Raw genomic sequence first — 18491 nt, forward strand, 5'->3', positions numbered from 1 at the left:
GACGTCACCTGCCTAGCGGAATTCGACGAAGTAGCCTTCGTCGTATTGGGTGAAATCAACCATGGTGCCTAACACCTGAAGATAGGCGACCAAGGCATCCATTTCGGTAATGCGACTGGGATCGCCATCGTAGTTACCGGCACGAGCCTGCGCCTCAAGGTTTTCGCGGGCGCGCCGGATATCCAACATTGGCGCAACATCGGCACCGAAGCGCTCGATATTGGCCTGGAACTCTTCTTCGGTGCGCGAGTAAGGCACACCTACTCGACTCAGAGCAATCAGGCGGCGCTCAATGTCGTCGTACTGCAGATCATTGCGTGCCAACCAGGGGTAGCCCGGCATAATGGACTCGGGCACGACCGACTTGGGCGCAATGAGATGGCGCACATGCCACTCATTGGAGTACTTGCCACCAACCCGTGCTAGATCTGGCCCAGTGCGCTTGGAGCCCCATTGGAAGGGATGGCCAAACTGCGATTCGGCGGCCAATGAATAATGGCCATAGCGCAGCATCTCATCACGGAAGGGCCGCACCATCTGAGAGTGACAGGTGTAGCAGCCTTCACGCACATAGATATCTCGACCACGCTGTTCTAATGGGGTGTAAGGACGCACGCCATGAACTTCTTCGATGGTGTCATCGATGTAGAACAAAGGGACGATTTCCACCAGACCGCCGATGCTGATGACCACCAAGGTCAGGGCGATGAGGATACCGGCATTGGTTTCAATGGTTTCGTGTTTCATCATGTCGGCTCTCTCCCTGATCAGGCGCTCGTGGCCGCGGAGGCATCACCCGCGCGCGAACGCACTGGTTGAGCTTCACTTCGCGCCCCAAGAATAGTCATTGCCACGTTATAGGCCATGATCAGCATGCCGGTGAGGAACAAACCGCCACCAAGGGCACGCACCACATAGGGCTGATGCAAGAACACAACGGTTTCAATGAACGTGTAAGACAGGTTTCCAAACTCATCGAAGGCCCGCAGCATCAGACCCTGACCGATACCCGCCACCCACATGGCGACGATGTACAGCACGATACCGATGGTGGCCAGGAAGAAGTGCACGTACACCAAACGGATACTGTACAGAGTCGTGTCATAGAGACGCGGAATCAGGTGATATAGAGCACCAAAGCTGATCATCGCCACCCAACCCAAGGCGCCCGAGTGCACATGACCAACGGTCCAGTCAGTGTAATGCGACAAAGCATTGACACTCTTAAGCGACATCATCGGCCCTTCGAAGGTCGCCATCCCATAGAACGACAAGGAGGTAATCATGAACAGCATGATGGGATCGGTGCGCAGCTTGTGCCAGGCGCCCGAAAGCGTCATCACGCCGTTAATCATGCCGCCCCAGGAGGGCAGGAGCAGCAGAATTGAGAAGGTCGCCGCCAAGGTCGACACCCAGTCCGGCAATGCCGTCCAGTGCAGGTGATGCGCGCCCACCCACATGTACAAGAACACCAATGCCCAGAAATGGACAATGGACAAACGGTAGGAATAAATCGGACGCCCGGCCTGCTTGGGCACAAAGTAGTACATCATCCCTAGGAAGGCGGCGGTGAGGAAAAAGCCGACAGCGTTATGGCCATACCACCACTGGGTCATCGCGTCCTGCACCCCAGAGAATAAAGAGTAAGACTCTAGACTCCAAGGACTGATGGGCACGGCGAGGTTATTAAAGATATGCAAAATGGCGGTGGCGAGGATGAACGCCATAAAGAACCAGTTGGCCACGTAAATATGTGGCTGAGTCCGGCGCAGCAACGTAATTAAATACACGAAGAAGTAGGCGACCCAGGTGACGGCGATGAGAATATCGATTTGCCAGGTGAACTCGGCGTACTCACGACCTTGGGTGTAACCCATCATATAGGTGACCACGCCCAGCAAAATGGCCAAGTTCCAGCCCCAGAAGGTGAATTCCGCCAATTTCGGGCTGAACAATCGCACCTGACAGGTTCGCTGCACCACGTAATATGAGGTCGCAAACAAGGCGTTACCGCCAAAGCCGAAGATCACCAGTGTGGTGTGCACCGGGCGGAAACGACCAAAACTGATTTGCGGGATATCGAAATTAAGAAACGGCCAAGCCAGCTGGGAGGCGATATAGACGCCAACACTCATTCCCAAGACGCCCCAAACCACGGACATGATGGCGAACTTTTTGATGATCGCGTAGTTGTATTGCTCCCCAGGATGTACCTGAGCGCTGGAACCGACAGTTGCGGTACTGGTGGCCATAGGCTGTTCTCAATGGTTGCCGTACTGAATTGCGAAATCGCAAGAGAATTTTCCGACTTCGACTTTATTACAGCAAATCAGGCGCCGCCAGCAGAGTGTTTTTGGGAACCTATAAAAACGAATGATAATTTGCTTATAATCAATTTTCGCTCCGAATGGGTATAAAGGGTCTTGACGTCCCCGGCGGTGGCGCATCCGGCACCCAAGCGTGGCCATAAATCACCTCATAACTGGCCGGCAGTCGCCGCTGCTCATCACGAAATCCCTCATAGGCCGCCTCAAGCGCCTTTAATTGGCGCGGCGTGGTCAGGCCACGGCGGCGCCCTTGGGTGGCATTCACCGCGCCAATGCCACGCAAATCTGCCAAGAGATCCCGCACTTGCTCATAGGTCAGCGTGATCATTTCTCGGTCCATCACCGGATCGGCAAAGCCAGCGCGCACTAGCGCATCACCGATATCGTGCATATCAATAAAAGTACTGACATGAGGATGCGCATCCACTTGGCGCCAGGCAGTGCGCAGCTCGCCCAAGGTATCTGGGCCTAATGTGGTGAACATCACCAAGCCTTCTGGGCGCAGCACGCGGCGCATCTCCGCAAATGCGGCATCGGGCTGATTACACCACTGTAGAGTCAGATTAGAAAAAACCAGATCCACACTGGCTGGCGCCAGTGGCATTTGTTCTAGGTCGGCGCAGACCCGTGCGGGGCGGCGCCACCAACCGGCCGTGCGGCCAATGCGCGCCAACATCGCGGGCGCGCAATCCAAAGCCGTGACACGTGCCTTTTTAAAGCGTTTTACCAGCCCGGGAATAGCCTCTCCCGGACCGCTGCCGGCATCAAGAATGTGTTCGGGGTTAAGAAGAATCCACTGCAAGCGCTCGAGCAGCCGACGCCGCACCTCTGCCTGGAGGACGGCGCTCTGGACATAGCTGGCTGCAGCGGCATCAAACTGCGTGCGCACCCGGCGTTTATCCAACATCAGAGCTTCAAATTGCGTCACGCCAAGATCTCCAGATGGCCTCATACTGCGCGGCGAATGCCTGTGGCTGACTCAAAAACGGGGCATGCCCTAAGCCCGGGAAAATATGCACGTCAAGATCAGCCCGCAAGGCCTTTAGACTAGCGGCTACGGCACCCGGCACCAAGCGGTCATACTCGCCCAATAGCACCGCACACGGACAGCTTAGCTCGGCAAAGCTTTGGCGCAGGTCACACTGGCGCAGTAACTGCAGCCCTTCGCGCAAGGCCTGAGGGGCGGGAGGCGAGGCCGCTAAGGTGGCGCGCAACTGACGCAGCAAGGGCGCAGAGCCCCCCATGCCCTGCGATTGCAGCGCTAAAAACCGCGCCAAAGTTGCACGGTAGTCCTGCTGCAGATTCTCAGCAAACTCCGACAATACCTCAGCATCCATGGCATGAGGCCATTGATCCCCGCGGGTAAAACGTGGCGTCGCTGCCACCAGAGTCAGGCTGGCGATGCGCTCAGGATGTCGACGAGCCAACTCGAGCCCCGGCAATGCGCCCATCGACCAAAGCAGCAAATGGGTCGGCTGAGGCGGCAAAAAGGACAAGAGGCGCTCGGTCAGTTCTTCCAGCCCACCCAGCCTAGCCTCGTCAGCCAAAGTGCCGTGCCCGGGCAGATCAACCGCCCAGCACTCAAATTCCTTCGCCAAGTGCGGTAGCAAGGGCGCCCAAACGCCCTGGCTCATACCCCATCCATGCACCAGCATTAGGGGCTCACCTTGCCCGGCCATCATTAAAGGCCATGCCGCCCGGCGCGTCATACCCCAATCTCAGGTATCATCGGCACACTCTTAGCCAATGTTGCGGAATACGGCTTCATGTTGCTTGCCATCAGCCTTGTCATCCTCGCTTATTTGCTGGGCTCCGTGTCGACAGCCATTGTTGCCTGCCGTCTCTCGGGCCTACCTGATCCACGCACTCAAGGCTCAGGCAATCCCGGCGCCACCAATGTTCTACGCGCTGGCAGCAAGAAGGCCGCCATCATCACCCTGCTGGGCGATCTTCTCAAGGGGCTAGCGCCGGTGTTTCTGGCAAAAGCCTTGGGTTTGGATGGATTCGCTTTGGCAGCGGCGGCCCTGGCAGCGTTTCTCGGACATTTGTTTCCGCTGTACCACCAATTCAAAGGTGGCAAAGGCGTGGCCACCGCCTTGGGGGTTTTATTGGGCCTGAGCTGGATGGTGGGACTGCTGACGCTGCTAACCTGGCTGCTGGCCGCAGGCTTGACCCGCATCTCATCGGTGGGTGCCTTGGTGGCGGCCACCGCTGCGCCGATTTATGTGGCTGTCATTGTTGGCGATGCTTGGATTACCGGCATGAGCTGTTTATTGGCCTTATTGATTTATTGGCGCCATCGAGCCAACCTGCGGCGCATTCTCGCGGGTGAGGAATCGCGCATCGGCCGGCCCTAGGCAGGCATCGGCAAGGCGCTTAAATCCTCCAGCGTCCAGCGGGCACGCACATCAATATGGCCAGCGTTTTCGGTATCACCTGCGGCTAAGCGCAGCGCTCCGGCCAGCGCGATCATCGCGCCATTATCAGTACAGAATTGTATGCGCGGATAAAAAACGGCAGCCCCTTCGGCCTGACCCATCAGCGACAATTGCTCACGCAGGCGCTGATTAGCGCCCACGCCGCCGGAAATGATTAAGCGTTTTCGGCCCGTGACGCGCAGCGCGCGGCGGCACTTAATCACCATGGTATCGACCACGGCATCTTCGAAGGCGCGGGCGATGTCCGCCGCCAATGTCGCATCTTCGGGGGTTTCACGCAGAGTGGTCAGCGCATGGGTCTTGAGTCCCGAGAAACTGAAATCCAGGCCCGGGCGATCGGTCATAGGCCGAGGAAAGCGAAAACGCTGTGGATTGCCCTGCTGGGCCAAGCGGGCCAGCGCCGGGCCACCGGGATAACCCAGATGCAACAACTTGGCGGTTTTATCAAAGGCCTCGCCCGCGGCATCATCCAAACTCTCACCCAAAACCTGATAATCGCCTAAGCCTTTGACGTCCACCAGCAGCGTATGACCGCCCGAGACCAGCAAGGCAATAAACGGAAACTCGGGCGCGGGATCCTCCAGCAAAGGCGCCAGCAAATGCCCTTCCATGTGATGCACAGCCACCGCTGGCACCTGCAGCGCCCAGGCCAAGGAGCGGCCAATCGCTGCACCCACGAGTAAGGCTCCGACTAAGCCAGGGCCGGCCGTGTAAGCCACCGCGTCAATGTCTTGACGTTGCGCCCCGGCCTGATGCAATACTTCATTGAGCAGGGGCAAAACCCGCTTGATATGGTCGCGCGAGGCCAATTCAGGCACCACGCCGCCATGGCGGGCATGCAAGTCCACCTGACTATGTAGAGCGTGCGCCAATAGGCCTTTCTGGCTGTGATACAGCGCCAATCCGGTCTCATCACAGGAGCTTTCAATACCTAATACGAGCTGCTGTGGGCTGTTTTGTGTGACCACTGACATGGAATTTACGGTCTCGGGCTTGGGTTTTTGTCATCAAGGCCTCTATAATGCGCGACTCTCTGCCTGAAGTGGAGAGATGAACACGAACAGCTCAGCAAATTTAAGGACGGTAATAAGCTCATGCCTCATGTGCGAGTGAAAGAGAATGAACCTTTTGAAGTGGCATTGCGCCGCTTCAAGCGCACCTGCGAGAAAGCCGGTGTGCTGACCGAAGTGCGTCGTCGCGAATTTTATGAAAAGCCCACCGAAATGCGTAAGCGCAAAGCTGCTGCTGCGGTGAAGCGTCAGATGAAGCGCATGTCCAAAGAAATCGGTCGCCGCGAACGTTTGTACTAAGCTTTAGGGCTTACCCGACATGTCTGTTACCGAACTGAAGTCCCGGATTACCGAGGATGTGAAGTCCGCTATGCGCAGCGGCGACAAGCCGCGCCTGGCGACTTTGCGCTTGGTGCAGGCAGCCATCAAACAAATTGAAGTCGACACCCGCGAGACTTTGGATGATGCCGGCGTGCTGGGCGTGCTGGAGAAAATGGTCAAACAGCGCCGCGAATCCATCAGTCAGTACGGCCAGGCGGGTCGCGATGATTTGGTGGCCGTAGAAGAAGCGGAATTGGCGATCATCCAAACCTACATGCCCGAAGCCTTAAGTGAGGCGGAAATCCAAGCTTTGGTGGATGCTGCTCTGGCCGAATCAGGCGCCAGCAGTGTTCGCGATATGGGCAAAGTCATGACCTTGCTCAAACCACAGATGCAAGGGCGTGCCGACATGGCCATGGTCAGTGGTATGGTCAAGGCCCGTTTGAACTAAAACCACCGAGTTGTTGCATGAATTCCCTGAAAAATGACCGCCTGCTGCGGGCCCTGCTGCGCCAGCCCGTGGATAGAACCCCTATTTGGATTATGCGTCAGGCGGGTCGCTACCTGCCGGAGTACCGGGCCACGCGTGCCAAAGCCGGGAACTTTATGGGCCTATGCACCAATCCGGAACTGGCTTGCGAAGTCACCATGCAGCCTTTGGAGCGCTTCCCCCTGGATGCGGCCATTTTGTTTTCCGACATTCTCACCATCCCCGATGCCATGGGCCTGGGACTGTATTTCGCTGAGGGCGAAGGCCCGCGTTTTGAACGCCCGGTACAAGATGCCAAGGCCATCAAGGCGCTGGGTGTTCCGGATCCGGAAGATAGCCTGGGCTATGTGATGGATGCCGTGCGCCTGATTCGTCGGGAGCTGGATGGGCGCGTGCCCTTAATTGGTTTTTCCGGCAGCCCCTGGACCTTGGCGACATACATGGTCGAGGGCGGCTCATCCAAGGATTTCGCGTTACTCAAAGGCATGTTATTTAATGACCCCGCCACGCTGCACCACCTCTTGGGTGTGTTGGCCGAGTCCGTGACCAGCTATCTGAATGCACAGATTGCCGCCGGCGCCCAAGCAGTCATGGTATTTGATACTTGGGGCGGTTCATTGAGCCCAGAAAATTACCGTGAATTCTCACTGCAATACATGCAGCGTATTGTCGATGGCGTCACGCGTGAAGCCGATGGCAGAAAAGTGCCCGTGGTGCTGTTCACCAAGGGCGGCTCGCAATGGCTGGAGACCATGGCTGATACCGGCTGTGATGCTCTGGGTTTGGATTGGACCATCAATATCGGCGAAGCCCGTCAGCGCGTGGGCAGTCGTGTAGCCCTGCAAGGCAACATGGATCCGGCGGTGCTCTACGCCTCACCAGAGCGCGTACGCGAAGAAGCCCGCAGGGTGTTAGCCAGCTTTGGGCATGGTGAAGGTCATGTCTTTAATCTGGGGCATGGCATTCATCCCAAGATCAATCCCGAGCATGTGGCGGCGCTGGTGGAGACGGTACACGCGGACAGTCAGCAGTATCACGCATAAGGGCTTCGACTTCGCGGGCGCTGGCGCGCTTCATCGGCTTGCCGTTAATTGGGCTGAGCGGTGCTTGGCGTAGGCCATCGATGGGAAACACCAAAACATCGATATCCACATCCTCGGCACCAAACTCGATACACGGCGTGGGCTCATGACCGCGAGTACTGCGCACGCGGCGCTCGCTGACGCGATAACTGACACCGCAGTCTGCCAAGAAGAACATGACCTCTTCGACACTCTCCGCAAAGGCATGCAGGGTGATTTCTTGGCGACCATTATCAATACCCTGCAGCACCGAACCCACCAGGCGCGGCGAATAGCGCTCTAATAAATCCATGGCCTTGAGCGCGACAGCCTGTAAATGAGCGATGCGCAGGGGCGTTTCTTCATCTTCAAATAACCGCTGGCGCTCGATCACAGCGGCTTCAATCTCGGTATTCCTGGGCAGGTTGCGAGTTTGTACTGCGCCCAGGCGATCAGCTGCCTTGCGCTTGGCTAGATGATAATCCAGCACACCCTCGTCCAAGATAATGCGCGCTGCCTCTTCGGCAATCAGCTGCCGCATGCGCAGATCATTGACTGACATAACGCCCTCGGGGAACTAGAAAATTTGTTCGGTAACGCCGCCTGCAGCCTCTCCAGAACGCTCCTCCGCCACTTCCAGGCGGCTAAATTGCTCTGCAGTCAGCGACTCAAACAAGGTGCGCTCGGCATCACGGCCCGCTCGGGCGCCGGTGGCAGCATCAATACGCACAGTGATCATGCCGTCAGGTTCATTCAGGGGTATTTGTGGCGCGCCCTGCAAGGCCGGCCCCATGAAATCAATCCAGATGGGCAATGCAGCACCGGCGCCGGTCTCGCGGGCGCCCAAGGGCAGGTTCTGATCAAAGCCCACCCAAGCGGTAGTCACCAAACTCCCGCTATATCCGGCAAACCAAGCATCGCGCATGTCATTGGTGGTGCCGGTTTTGCCGGCTAAGTCATTGCGACCCAATGCGCGGGCACGACGCCCCGTTCCCTCACGAATCACATCACGCAGCATACTGGTCATTTGATAGGCATTTTGCTCACTGATGGTCCGCTCTGGCGGCATAAACTCTTCCCAACGATAGAGCAAATTACCCTGTGCATCCTCGATGCGCTGAATCAACCACGGCTCCAGTAAACGACCGCCGCTGGCAAATACCCCATAGGCGCGCGTCATCTCCAAAGGCGTTGTTGAGCCCGTACCCAAAGCCAAGGATAGGGCCCGCGGATGCTGCGAGAGTGCCAAACCAAAATGACGTAAATAGGCGTGTGAATCACGCACGCCCACCTGATCCAAGAGTCGGATCGAGACCAGATTACGCGAATAAACCATGGCCTCACGCAAACGGGTTGGCCCATAGAACTGACCACTGAAATTGCGCGGGCGCCACTCGGCATCTAAAGACAAATCGGCGACCACCACAGGCGCATCATTGACGGTGGTAGCGGGTGAATAGCCGTGTTCAAAGGCCGCTGCATAAATAAAGGGCTTAAACGCCGATCCGGGTTGGCGCTCGGCACTGGTGGCGCGATTAAAATTGCTGCGATGGAAATCATAACCGCCCACCAGCGCCTTTAACGCGCCGCTTTGCACATCCATCGCCACCAACGCTCCCTCGACAACCGGGACCTGAGACAGTCGCCAGGTATTCTCGGCATCGTGCTGCACGCGGATGACATCCCCCACGCTTAGCACTTGAGAGAGGGATCGTGGCGTCGGACCCGGCCCACGCTGAGGATCGGGATTATGCGGCCGCGCCCAACGCACGGCCTGCAAATCTAGACTGATGAATTCATCACGACCGAGATAAACCTCAGCGTGGTTTTCCCCCAAGGCCGTCACCAATCCGGCACGCAGACTACCTGCCACGCGCGGGAAAGATGAGAGGGCTCGATCCCACTGCGCTGGCTCGGTTAATTCGCTCAAGTCCAACTGGGCCTCAGGACCGCGATAGCCATGGCGGCGATCATAAGCATCTAGACCTGCGCGCACGGCATGGGTGGCTGCGGTTTGCATGTGGCTATCGACCGTGGTGTAGACCCGAAAACCCTCGGTATAAGCCCGCTCACCATAACGAGCCAACATCTCAAGGCGCACCATCTCCGCCACATGACCGGCACTCACCTGAACTTCTGGGGCATGTAAGCGGGCGGTGACTGGAGTCTCTAACGCCTCGGCATAATCGCCGTCGGTGATGAAGCCCAACTCATGCATGCGCCGCAGCACATAGTTACGACGGGCTATGGCGCGGCTTGGATTGGCGATGGGGTTGGCGGCTGAAGGTGCCTGCGGCAGGCCAGCAATCATGGCGATCTGCGGCAAAGTGAGCTCTTGGGGTACGACCCCATAATAGACGCGAGAGGCCGCACCTACCCCATAGGCGCGCTGCCCAAGAAAAATCTTATTCACATACAGTTCGAAAATTTCTTCTTTGCTGAACTCGCGCTCCATGCGCAAAGCCAGGAAGATCTCGGTGAGCTTACGGGTATAGGTTTTATCGCGTTGCAAGAAGTAATTGCGAGCCACCTGCATGGTGATGGTGCTACCGCCTTGGGTCTTCTCACCGGTGGAGATCAGATTAATGCCGGCTCGTAGCAAACCCAGCGGGTCCACCCCAGGATGAGTCTCGAAACGGTCATCCTCAGCCGCCAAAAAGGCCAGACGCATGAGCTCTGGGACTTCGTCAAAGGCCATGGGTTCGCGCCGCTGTTCCCCAAATTCAGCTATCAATGCGCCATCTTCGCTAAAGACACGCAGCGGCACCTGCAGTCGCACATCACGAATCGTCTCGCTGTCGGGCAACTGGGGAGCAACGTACACATAACCGGCACCCAGCATCAATACGCCCATGACCAGCGCTAAAAAAACGCCGGTGAGTAACAACTTAACGGGGGCCAACAAAAGTCTCATGTGTCTATCAAGGTGGCCGCCCACGGCGGCAGTTTATCGGCAGCTTTCTGCCACTGGTCGGTCTGACATGCCTAAAGCATAGCGTTGGGGCTGAAAAGCCATTAAACAAGGCTTTGAAGCAGCACACCAAGATGTCCGGATATTAAGTCTTCGGGCACAGTACCGCAATCACAGGATGTGGCTATGCGCACTTTGTGGAAGAAAAAACGCACCCAAGTCGGCATAGATCTCGAACGAAATCACCTGCGCCTAGCACTGATCGGCAAATATCCCCAAGGCAATGAGCTGATCGATCAATGTGAATGGGAACTAGATGACAATAACAGCCTTTTGAGTGGCGGCAACGATGCCCTAATCGCTGCTTTTACAGAAGTCCGCCGTTACTTGGGGCGCTCGGTGCGCGACGGTGTGTTGGGCCTGCCTGCCCATGATTATGCATGCCACGATGCAGCGATTCCTCGGGGCCTACCCGAGGCACAACTCAAGCGACTCATTCGTGAAGAGGCAGCTGCCTATCTCCCCTATCCGTTGGATGAGGCAGAACTGCGCTATCACCCCAGTCATCAACCCAGCATGGGCAGCAGCCAACAGCGTTATCTTTTTTGGGCCGTGCGGCGGGATCGCTTGGCATTGATTCAGGCGGCAGCGCGACAAGCGGGCCTGCGCTTGAGCTGTATCGAAGCCCGGGCGCATGGACTTTATCGAGCCTGCCGACCCACTGGCCCGGCCTCGGCGACTCTCATTGCCTGCGTGGAACCCACACAGCTGCAGCTGTGGGAGATCGGGCAAGGTGAACTGCGCTATCAAGAAGTGTCATTAGACTTAGCCGACGCATCGCCACTGGCTTGGCTTGGGTCGATCAGCGAGGCCATGAATCTGCTGCTGCGGAGTGCCAGAACTACGCCAATCTGTTTGACTGGGCGCATTGCCAGCCCAGAGCTGCAAGAACATTTGCAAAAGACATTGCCGTCTCCCTGCCGGCTTTGGCGGGGCCCTTCTCATGGATTAATGGCTGAAAAAAGCAAGCCTATTGATCCCGCCTATGCCGCCGCTATCGGCCTGGCTTTGCGGGAGCCCAGCTGATGCAAGAGATTAATTTTCTTAACAAGCACCGGTTGGCTTGGTCATGGCGACATCGCCTGTCTGTGGGTTTGGCGGTGTTGTGCTTACTCATAGGTTTGGGCATTGGCGTTTATTGGCAACCGCATCTGGCTGAATCTTTAAAACAAGCGCAGGCTGAACAGCATTGGCTGCAGGCACGTCATATCGCTGTCACCCGCCAGCTTCGCTGGTTTGGTGGGCTGACTGAGGACGCAGTGCAGCTGCACGAGCTCGGCGCGCGCATCGCTAATCTCCAAGACCAGCGCTGGCGGCCTCTGCAGGCTTTGGATGAGCTGACGGCCGTGAGCCTGACGGGGGTGCAACTGCATAGCGCCCAGGTAGATGCCCAGCGGTTGTTGCTCCACGGCCATGCCCAAAACCACCAGCAGCTCAGCGCCTATCTCGATGCGCTGCATCAGCTTTCCTGCTGTAACTCGGTGCAGGTCCAGACTCGGCCGGTAGCGCCCGCCAGCACCACGCAGCCTTATTTCACGCTAAGCCTGGGCCTACGATGAAGAACGCTCTTCGCCATCCTGCTTGGGCCTTGCCGCCTTTGGTTTTAGCGCTGTTAGCCGGCGGCTATGGGCTTTGGATCCTTCCGCTGCAACAAGAGCATTCCGATGTGCGTGCTCAAAAACAGTACATCGAGCAACATTGGGCGCAAGCGCAGCCGAGACTGCTGCAGGCCTCCCATCACTTAGACGCTATGTATGGCGCGGAAACCCAGCTCTACTCGCTAATGCAAAAAGCGCAGGCTCGCCGCACACACTCTGCTTTGCTGGCTGATATTGAGGCCTTAGCGATCAGCAAAGCGCTGCAGATTCAAGATCTAAGTTGGCCCAGCAGCGATGGGCAAAGCCCGCTGGGCCAACAAAGCTTTTCCTTGGTGGTCAATGGCGAGTTACCAGCACTGCAGGATTTTTGGCATTGGCTGGCCAGCCTGCCTTGGTTTTTACAAGTGAATCAGGCTGAGTTATCGCTTGGGGAAGACGGCTCATCTCTGACGCTAAATTTACAAATGAGTCTTTTTGATGCGCTGCGCAGCCCAGGAATAGCCGCCACCGCGCCACCGAAGTCCGCCGCCGCGAATCCGTTTCAAGCCTTGGCATCGATTGATGAGGCTGCAGACGCGTCGAGCCCCGCTGAAATACCGGTTTTACGGCCCGAAATCCGCATTATTCAGGTCAATCACGGCCGCGCAGAGGATTTGGCGGCTCTGATTCGCGGAGATTCCAGCGCCTGGATTTCACCTCAAGGCAGCCTGCAGGTGGATCCGCGCAACAACACGCTGTTTGTACGGGACGTGCCAGAGCAGCTGGCGCAACTCCAGGATCTGGTGGCTCGGCTGGATCAACCCTTGCGCCAAGTCCTGATTGAAACCCGCATCGTCATTGCCGCCGATGACTTCGCGCGCGATCTGGGGGTGCGTCTGGGGGTTAGCGCTCGCTCCGAACGCGGCCGATCGGCAGTGGCCACGAGTGGTTCAGCTGCGGGCGCCGAAGCTATAGCGCAAGGTGAGCCCGTGCCGTTGGCCGATCGCCTAAGCATTAATCTACCCGCGGGTGGCAGCGCTGCAGGCCGCATCGGGCTGTCGATTTTGCGTCCGAATATTCTCTTGGATTTGGAATTATCGGCACTGCAGGCCGAAGGTCGCGGTGAGATTATCGCCACCCCCCGAATCATCACAGCCAATGGCAAAACCGCCGTGATCAAGCAAGGCGAGCGCCTGCCTTATGAGGAATCCGCGGAATCGGGCAACACCACTATTCGCTTTATCGACGCAGTTTTAGCCACGGAAGTCACACCACACATCACCGCCGATGGCAGCATCATCTTGGATATACGCGTCAACAAGGACAATCCCGGCACGCGCGAGATTCAAGGTACCCCATCGATAGAAACCCGCGAGGTGCAAACCCGGGTGTTTGTACGCAATGGCGAGACCGTCGTACTGGGCGGCATCTATGAAATGACGGATATGGAACAGATCCGAAAAATACCGTTTTTCGGCGACTTGCCGGGTCTGGGGCGGTTATTTCGTTCCGAAGGGCGACTGCGTTCCAAGGCCGAGCTGCTGGTGTTTGTTACCCCCCACATTATCGATAGCGATTTTTAACCCACGAAGACTAGGAGTCAAAACGATGCAACAAAAAGGATTTTCTCTCATGGAACTGATGCTGGTGGTGGCCATCATCGGCGTCTTGGCGGCACTGGGCATTCCTCAGTACCAAAACTACATGGCGCGCGCCCAAGTCAGCGAAGCACTCACCCTAACCGCCGCTTTGCGCATGGACTTAGTGCAACAGCAAATCATGGGCGGCTCTGTGCCCAGCGGCGATCAAGAACTCAGTGGCCGCCATGTGGCCTCGGTCACCACCAATGAGGCCGGCAATACGGTCAATGTGGTGTTCAAAGGCACAGCCAATGGGCAAATCGCCAATGAAACTCTGGTGTTGGTTTTGACTGAAGCAAGCAGCGGGGGCGGCTGGACTTGCTCATGGGTAGGTAATGTTGCAGAGAATCTGTTGCCCAGCAGCTGTCTCACTGATGGCTAATGAGCCAGATAGGCCGACCACTGCAGCTTGGGGTCAGACCCCACCCATGTGGGGTCTGACCCCATCTCTGACCATCCGAAGATCAGGATGATCTGGCGTGAGACCAGAGCGTTGGGGGATTCGCCTTTTAGGGTGATATGCCACTGATCTGAGTTTAAGGCCACAGTCACGATCGACCATTGGCCATCGGCTAGCGGCTCTTGCTGGGTTTGATGCAAAAGATCCCGCAACGCATCGAGCGCTCCCTCGTGGGGGAGCGCTCGATCCTCTAGGGCATCGATTAGACGCGCAGCGCCGGATTGCACCGCCAATTCAGCCCGCAAAGCCTCTTGTTGATAGTGGGCAATGCGGTACTGATCTGAACCTAAATCCATGGCCGCCATGGCCAAAAAACTGGCCGTGGACAACAGCAAAGCCATCAGCAACAAGACAGCCCCGCGTTGTCTGCCATCCGTTATGGCGGGAATCCTGCTCATGGCATGGGCCGCTGCGGCCGTCGCGGCGTGGCCGTCACCTCAATCGGGCTGGGATAAGACAGTGGTAGGCGGATGCGAACCCCATGCTCAAGGCCACCGGTTACCGCCTCTGCTTGCAGTCGCGAACGCGGTGCAAATCCCAGCAATAACTCTTGCGCCAGACGACTGCCGCGACAACGCAGCCCCTCGCCCTGCATAAAATAGGTGATGGGGCGTGGCTCTGTTGCTGCCGGCTGTGCGCACCACTCAGTAAAACGCTGGCGACTGATGATGAGGGCATTATTCCCTGTCTCCAAGGCGGAAGCCGAGCGCACCTCACGCAGCAACACATCAACGCTAAAGGCCAGTACCTCTTGCGCCTCAGCCAAATCATGCAACTCATTTTGTGCCGCGCGTAGAGCCGTGAATAACTGCAGTGCTCCGGCAAGCAAAAAAGCCGCCAGCAACAAACTGATCAACATCTCCACCAGCGAAAAGCCAGCTTGATCACGCATCACTGAGCCAGACGGGGCAGCTGTACCCAGTAGTCTTGTGAGACTGAGGAACTGCGCATTTGAATATGACATAAACGCTGCGGCGTGCAGTGGATCTCGTGGTCGCCTTCCATAAAAAAATCTGACCAATGCTGCTGCCACTCATGGCTGAGAGATTCGGGCTGCCACGGGCCGTGTAAGCTCGCCATCCACAAGCGCTCAGCAGCGTCAGCGGCCATCACTTGGGCCAGTGTCTGTTGGTAGGCTTTGTGCGCCGCTCCGTTGGCTACGGCATGCCACTGCAACAAACCTAGCGCAGCGACGCTAAGCAACACCAGACTCAGCAACACTTCCACCAAAGTGAATCCAGCGGCCAAATGGCGGCACTTATCCTGCATGTGCATAGTGCTAGTTTGATTCGTTAAGAAGACAGTAACGCACCACTAATCAGCACAGAAATGCCGGTCATCGGAACGGATGCATTACACTGTCGCCTCTTCATGATCAATCCAGCTTTGAATGTGAGCAAGCAAGCGAACATCGTTTTAATTGGTCCCATGGGCGCCGGCAAAACCACGGTTGGCCGCCAGCTCGCGCAGCAGTTGCGCCTGTCTTTTGTCGATAGCGACCAAGAGATTGAAAAGCGCACTGGAGTGGACATCTCCACCATCTTTGAATTTGAGGGTGAGGACGGCTTTCGCCAGCGCGAGGCGGCCATGATGGCAGAGCTGGGTGCACACGAGGGCATCGTCTTGGCCACGGGTGGGGGCTCGGTGATTCGTGCTGAGAATCGCGCTTGCCTGCAGCAAGCAGGGTTTGTGGTTTACCTATACACACCCGTCTCGGTACAGCTGCGGCGCACAGCGCGCGATCGCAAGCGTCCCCTGCTGCAAACTGAAAACCCCAAAGAGCGCCTACAAGCCTTATTCAGCGAGCGTGACCCGCTGTATCGAGAGATCGCCGATCTGGTGGTCGATACCAGCGGAGAGCATCTGCGTGGCACCGTTCGTCAGATTATCAAAGGCTTTAAGGCACAAACAGCTATGTAGCTTACCGAGCCTTGCGGGTATCATTGACCCTATGGAAACCCTCACCGTCGAATTGGGCGATCGCAGCTATCCGATTCACATCGGCCGCGGCTTGCGCCATGCCAGCGAATATTTGGCACCGCTACTGCAAGGGCGGCGCGCCGTCATCATCACCAATGAAACGGTGGGGCCCTTATATCTGGATGATTTGCGCAATACCCTGATGCCGCTACAAGACCAGCCCGTGGCTGCGCTGCAATTGGCCGATGGTGAGCAGTACAAAAACCTCAGCTCACTGGAGCAGATTTATACGTTTTTGCTGGAGCAACGCCTGGAGCGCAATGATTTACTGATCGCTTTGGGCGGCGGCGTGATTGGCGATATCGCGGGCTTTGCCGCCGCGAGCTATCAGCGCGGCATCGATTTTATTCAAGTGCCCACCACCCTGTTGTCTCAGGTGGATTCCTCGGTGGGCGGTAAAACCGGCATTAATCACCCCCTAGGCAAGAACATGATTGGGGCTTTCCATCAGCCGCGCTTGGTTTTAATTGATACCGATACGCTGAACACCCTACCGGATAGAGAGCTGAGCGCCGGTTTGGCGGAAGTCATCAAATATGGTCTGATTGATGATCCTGAGTTTTTTGCCTGGTTGGAAAAACACATCGATGCGTTGCGGGCGCGTGACCCCCAAGCGCTGGCTTTTGCCATTGCCCGCTCCTGCGCCGACAAAGCGCGCGTGGTGGCCGAGGATGAACGCGAAGCCGGTCGCCGTGCTTTGTTAAACCTCGGACATACCTTCGGTCATGCCATTGAAACCGGCATGGGTTATGGCGCTTGGCTGCATGGTGAGGCCATTGCTGCGGGCATGATGATGGCAGCAGACCTATCACAGCGCCTGGGCTGGATTGATACCGATAGCGTCTCACGCATGCGTGACCTCTTCTCGGCAGCCGGCCTGCCAGTGACGCCCCCCGCTGGTCTGTCGCCCGCGCGTTTTCGCGACATCATGGCCGTGGATAAAAAGGTGCAACGAGGGCGGCTGCGTTTGGTGCTGCTGCACAGCATTGGCGCTGCCACCGTCACCGCTGATTTTGATGCGCAGTGCTTAGAGCAAACGCTGGAGGCTTTGACCGCAGCATGAGTCACCCCCTAGCCGTTTATGCAGCGCAGGAAAGCAATAGCCGCGGACGACGCCATTGCGAGCCCGCCCCGGTGTATCGCAGCGAGTTTCAACGCGACCGCGATCGGATTATTCACTCCAGCGCTTTTCGCCGCTTGGAATACAAAACCCAAGTGTTTGTGAATCATGAGGGTGATTTATTTCGCACGCGCCTAACCCATAGCTTAGAGGTTGCACAAATCGCCCGCGGCATCGCCCGTGTGCTGCACCTGCATGAAGATCTGAGTGAGGCTATCGCCTTATCGCATGATCTGGGCCACACACCTTTTGGTCATGCCGGACAAGATATGTTGAATGCGTGCATGCGCGACTATGGCGGCTTTGAACACAATTTACAGTCGCTGCGGGTAGTCGACAAACTGGAATCCAAATATGCCGAGTTTGATGGTCTGAATCTGACCTTCGAGACCCGCGAGGGCATTTTGAAACACTGCAATCGGCGCAATGCCGAGCGTCTAGGTGAATTGGGTCAACGCTTCTTAAATGACCAGCAACCGGGGCTTGAGGCGCAGCTCACTAACTTGGCGGATGAGATCGCTTATAACAATCACGATGTCGATGATGGCCTGCGCTCAGGACTGATTACTTTGGAACAGATCCTGGAGATCCGTTTATTTCGCGAAGCCCATGACGCAGTGCAAACAGCCTATTCCGGTCTGGAAGAAAAACGCCTGCGCCATGAGATTATCCGCCGCATGATCAATCGTTTGTTCACCGATCTCGTCGAGTACAGTGCGGCGCAAATCAAAAGCGCGAACCCACAAACCATTGATGCGGTGCGTAGCCTGCCCAAACCGCTGATTGGCTTTAGCCCGGAAGTGAAGGCCATGAACCAGGAACTCAAACAATTTCTGCATCGATATTTATACCAACATTATCGAGTGCGGCGCATGACTGGCAAAGCAGAGCGGCTGCTTAAGGCTTTATTCGAGGCTTACATGAATGATCCAAGTCTGCTGCCGACCGCTCATGCGCAAACCCTTATTCAAGCGCGCGCTGAGTCGGGTGATGCCGGCCAGGCTCGGGTGATTGTCGATTATCTGGCGGGCATGACGGATCGTTTCGCCATTGCTGAATATGATCGTTTATTTGATCCCGCCACCCTGTGCTGATC

General features: G+C 56.9%; 21 protein-coding genes. 11 read left to right on the forward strand and 10 right to left on the reverse strand.

The annotated features are described in order from the left end of the window. Positions 1-12: 12 nt before the first annotated feature. From ccoO to bioH, 4 genes are all read right to left on the reverse strand, one after another. Positions 13-747: a cytochrome-c oxidase, cbb3-type subunit II gene (ccoO, locus tag CKX93_RS03560; protein WP_076755903.1), complete on the reverse strand. Its 735-nt coding sequence runs from the start codon at positions 745-747 to the stop codon at positions 13-15. Positions 748-767: 20 nt separating this feature from the next. Continuing rightward, a complete protein-coding gene (gene ccoN, locus CKX93_RS03565) occupies positions 768-2252 on the reverse strand; it encodes a cytochrome-c oxidase, cbb3-type subunit I (protein ID WP_076755346.1) in 1485 nt (494 codons plus the stop codon). Positions 2253-2391: 139 nt separating this feature from the next. Beyond that, positions 2392-3255 (reverse strand): malonyl-ACP O-methyltransferase BioC, encoded by an 864-nt coding sequence (gene bioC, locus CKX93_RS03570; protein ID WP_076755347.1) that lies wholly within the window; start codon positions 3253-3255, stop codon positions 2392-2394. Then, positions 3242-4036: a pimeloyl-ACP methyl ester esterase BioH gene (gene bioH, locus CKX93_RS03575; protein ID WP_084178645.1), complete on the reverse strand. Its 795-nt coding sequence runs from the start codon at positions 4034-4036 to the stop codon at positions 3242-3244. The genes bioC and bioH overlap by 14 nt, the downstream gene beginning before the upstream one ends. Before the next feature lie 57 nt (positions 4037-4093). On the opposite strand from bioH, the gene plsY reads away from it, so the two are divergent. Next, on the forward strand, positions 4094-4684 hold the full coding sequence (gene plsY / locus CKX93_RS03580) for a glycerol-3-phosphate 1-O-acyltransferase PlsY (RefSeq protein WP_076755348.1): 591 nt from the start codon (positions 4094-4096) through the stop codon (positions 4682-4684). Here the strand turns inward: plsY and tsaD are convergent. Beyond that, complete coding sequence (gene tsaD, locus CKX93_RS03585; RefSeq protein ID WP_076755349.1) at positions 4681-5739, reverse strand: tRNA (adenosine(37)-N6)-threonylcarbamoyltransferase complex transferase subunit TsaD; 1059 nt, start codon at positions 5737-5739, stop codon at positions 4681-4683. The genes plsY and tsaD overlap by 4 nt on opposite strands. Positions 5740-5859: 120 nt before the next feature. Here tsaD and rpsU point away from each other — a divergent pair, with 120 nt between their 5' ends. From rpsU to hemE, 3 genes are read left to right on the forward strand one after another with little or no spacing between them, the layout of a single operon-like run. Beyond that, a complete protein-coding gene (gene rpsU, locus CKX93_RS03590; RefSeq protein ID WP_076755350.1) occupies positions 5860-6075 on the forward strand; it encodes a 30S ribosomal protein S21 in 216 nt (71 codons plus the stop codon). Positions 6076-6094: 19 nt separating this feature from the next. Beyond that, positions 6095-6547, forward strand: coding sequence for a GatB/YqeY domain-containing protein (locus CKX93_RS03595; RefSeq protein ID WP_076755351.1), 453 nt, complete (start codon positions 6095-6097; stop codon positions 6545-6547). A gap of 17 nt (positions 6548-6564) precedes the next feature. Continuing rightward, positions 6565-7629 carry a uroporphyrinogen decarboxylase gene (gene hemE, locus CKX93_RS03600; RefSeq protein WP_076755352.1) on the forward strand — a complete coding sequence of 355 codons (1065 nt, stop codon included), beginning with the start codon at positions 6565-6567 and terminating at the stop codon, positions 7627-7629. Here hemE and CKX93_RS03605 read toward each other — a convergent pair. Both CKX93_RS03605 and CKX93_RS03610 read right to left on the reverse strand, forming a co-directional pair. Next, positions 7562-8209 (reverse strand): hypothetical protein, encoded by a 648-nt coding sequence (locus tag CKX93_RS03605; RefSeq protein WP_076755353.1) that lies wholly within the window; start codon positions 8207-8209, stop codon positions 7562-7564. The genes hemE and CKX93_RS03605 overlap by 68 nt on opposite strands. A gap of 15 nt (positions 8210-8224) precedes the next feature. After that, the gene (locus CKX93_RS03610) at positions 8225-10561 is read right to left on the reverse strand and encodes a penicillin-binding protein 1A (RefSeq protein WP_076755354.1); all 2337 of its coding nucleotides are present in this window, start codon (positions 10559-10561) and stop codon (positions 8225-8227) included. A 183-nt stretch (positions 10562-10744) separates the two neighbouring features. Here CKX93_RS03610 and pilM point away from each other — a divergent pair, with 183 nt between their 5' ends. From pilM to CKX93_RS09525, 4 genes are read left to right on the forward strand one after another with little or no spacing between them, the layout of a single operon-like run. Further along, positions 10745-11644: a type IV pilus biogenesis protein PilM gene (gene pilM, locus CKX93_RS03615; RefSeq protein WP_076755355.1), complete on the forward strand. Its 900-nt coding sequence runs from the start codon at positions 10745-10747 to the stop codon at positions 11642-11644. Continuing rightward, positions 11644-12177: a PilN domain-containing protein gene (locus CKX93_RS03620; protein WP_076755356.1), complete on the forward strand. Its 534-nt coding sequence runs from the start codon at positions 11644-11646 to the stop codon at positions 12175-12177. The genes pilM and CKX93_RS03620 overlap by 1 nt, the downstream gene beginning before the upstream one ends. Then, entirely contained in the window at positions 12174-13778 is a 1605-nt protein-coding gene (pilQ, locus tag CKX93_RS03625) for a type IV pilus secretin PilQ (protein WP_076755357.1), read from the forward strand. Before CKX93_RS03620 ends, pilQ begins: the two co-directional genes overlap by 4 nt. Before the next feature lie 25 nt (positions 13779-13803). Further along, positions 13804-14217 (forward strand): pilin, encoded by a 414-nt coding sequence (locus tag CKX93_RS09525; RefSeq protein WP_076755358.1) that lies wholly within the window; start codon positions 13804-13806, stop codon positions 14215-14217. On the opposite strand, the gene CKX93_RS03640 is transcribed toward CKX93_RS09525, so the two are convergent. The 3 genes from CKX93_RS03640 to CKX93_RS03650 are packed head-to-tail and all read right to left on the reverse strand — an operon-like array spanning position 14214 to position 15564. Next, positions 14214-14693: a hypothetical protein gene (locus CKX93_RS03640; RefSeq protein WP_076755359.1), complete on the reverse strand. Its 480-nt coding sequence runs from the start codon at positions 14691-14693 to the stop codon at positions 14214-14216. The two genes, CKX93_RS09525 and CKX93_RS03640, sit on opposite strands and share 4 nt — an antisense overlap. Beyond that, positions 14690-15187: a prepilin-type N-terminal cleavage/methylation domain-containing protein gene (locus CKX93_RS03645; RefSeq protein WP_076755360.1), complete on the reverse strand. Its 498-nt coding sequence runs from the start codon at positions 15185-15187 to the stop codon at positions 14690-14692. The genes CKX93_RS03640 and CKX93_RS03645 overlap by 4 nt, the downstream gene beginning before the upstream one ends. Beyond that, on the reverse strand, positions 15187-15564 hold the full coding sequence (locus CKX93_RS03650; RefSeq protein ID WP_076755361.1) for a prepilin-type N-terminal cleavage/methylation domain-containing protein: 378 nt from the start codon (positions 15562-15564) through the stop codon (positions 15187-15189). Before CKX93_RS03650 ends, CKX93_RS03645 begins: the two co-directional genes overlap by 1 nt. A 123-nt stretch (positions 15565-15687) precedes the next feature. Between CKX93_RS03650 and aroK the strand changes: the two genes are divergently transcribed. The 3 genes from aroK to CKX93_RS03665 are packed head-to-tail and all read left to right on the forward strand — an operon-like array spanning position 15688 to position 18489. Then, positions 15688-16215 carry a shikimate kinase AroK gene (gene aroK / locus CKX93_RS03655; RefSeq protein ID WP_076755905.1) on the forward strand — a complete coding sequence of 176 codons (528 nt, stop codon included), beginning with the start codon at positions 15688-15690 and terminating at the stop codon, positions 16213-16215. Positions 16216-16246: 31 nt separating this feature from the next. Further along, positions 16247-17338, forward strand: coding sequence for a 3-dehydroquinate synthase (gene aroB, locus CKX93_RS03660; protein WP_076755362.1), 1092 nt, complete (start codon positions 16247-16249; stop codon positions 17336-17338). Further along, entirely contained in the window at positions 17335-18489 is a 1155-nt protein-coding gene (locus CKX93_RS03665; RefSeq protein ID WP_076755363.1) for a deoxyguanosinetriphosphate triphosphohydrolase, read from the forward strand. The genes aroB and CKX93_RS03665 overlap by 4 nt, the downstream gene beginning before the upstream one ends. Positions 18490-18491 lie beyond the last annotated feature (2 nt).

Source organism: Ectothiorhodosinus mongolicus (assembly GCF_022406875.1).
Taxonomy (GTDB): domain Bacteria; phylum Pseudomonadota; class Gammaproteobacteria; order Ectothiorhodospirales; family Ectothiorhodospiraceae; genus Ectothiorhodospira; species Ectothiorhodospira mongolica.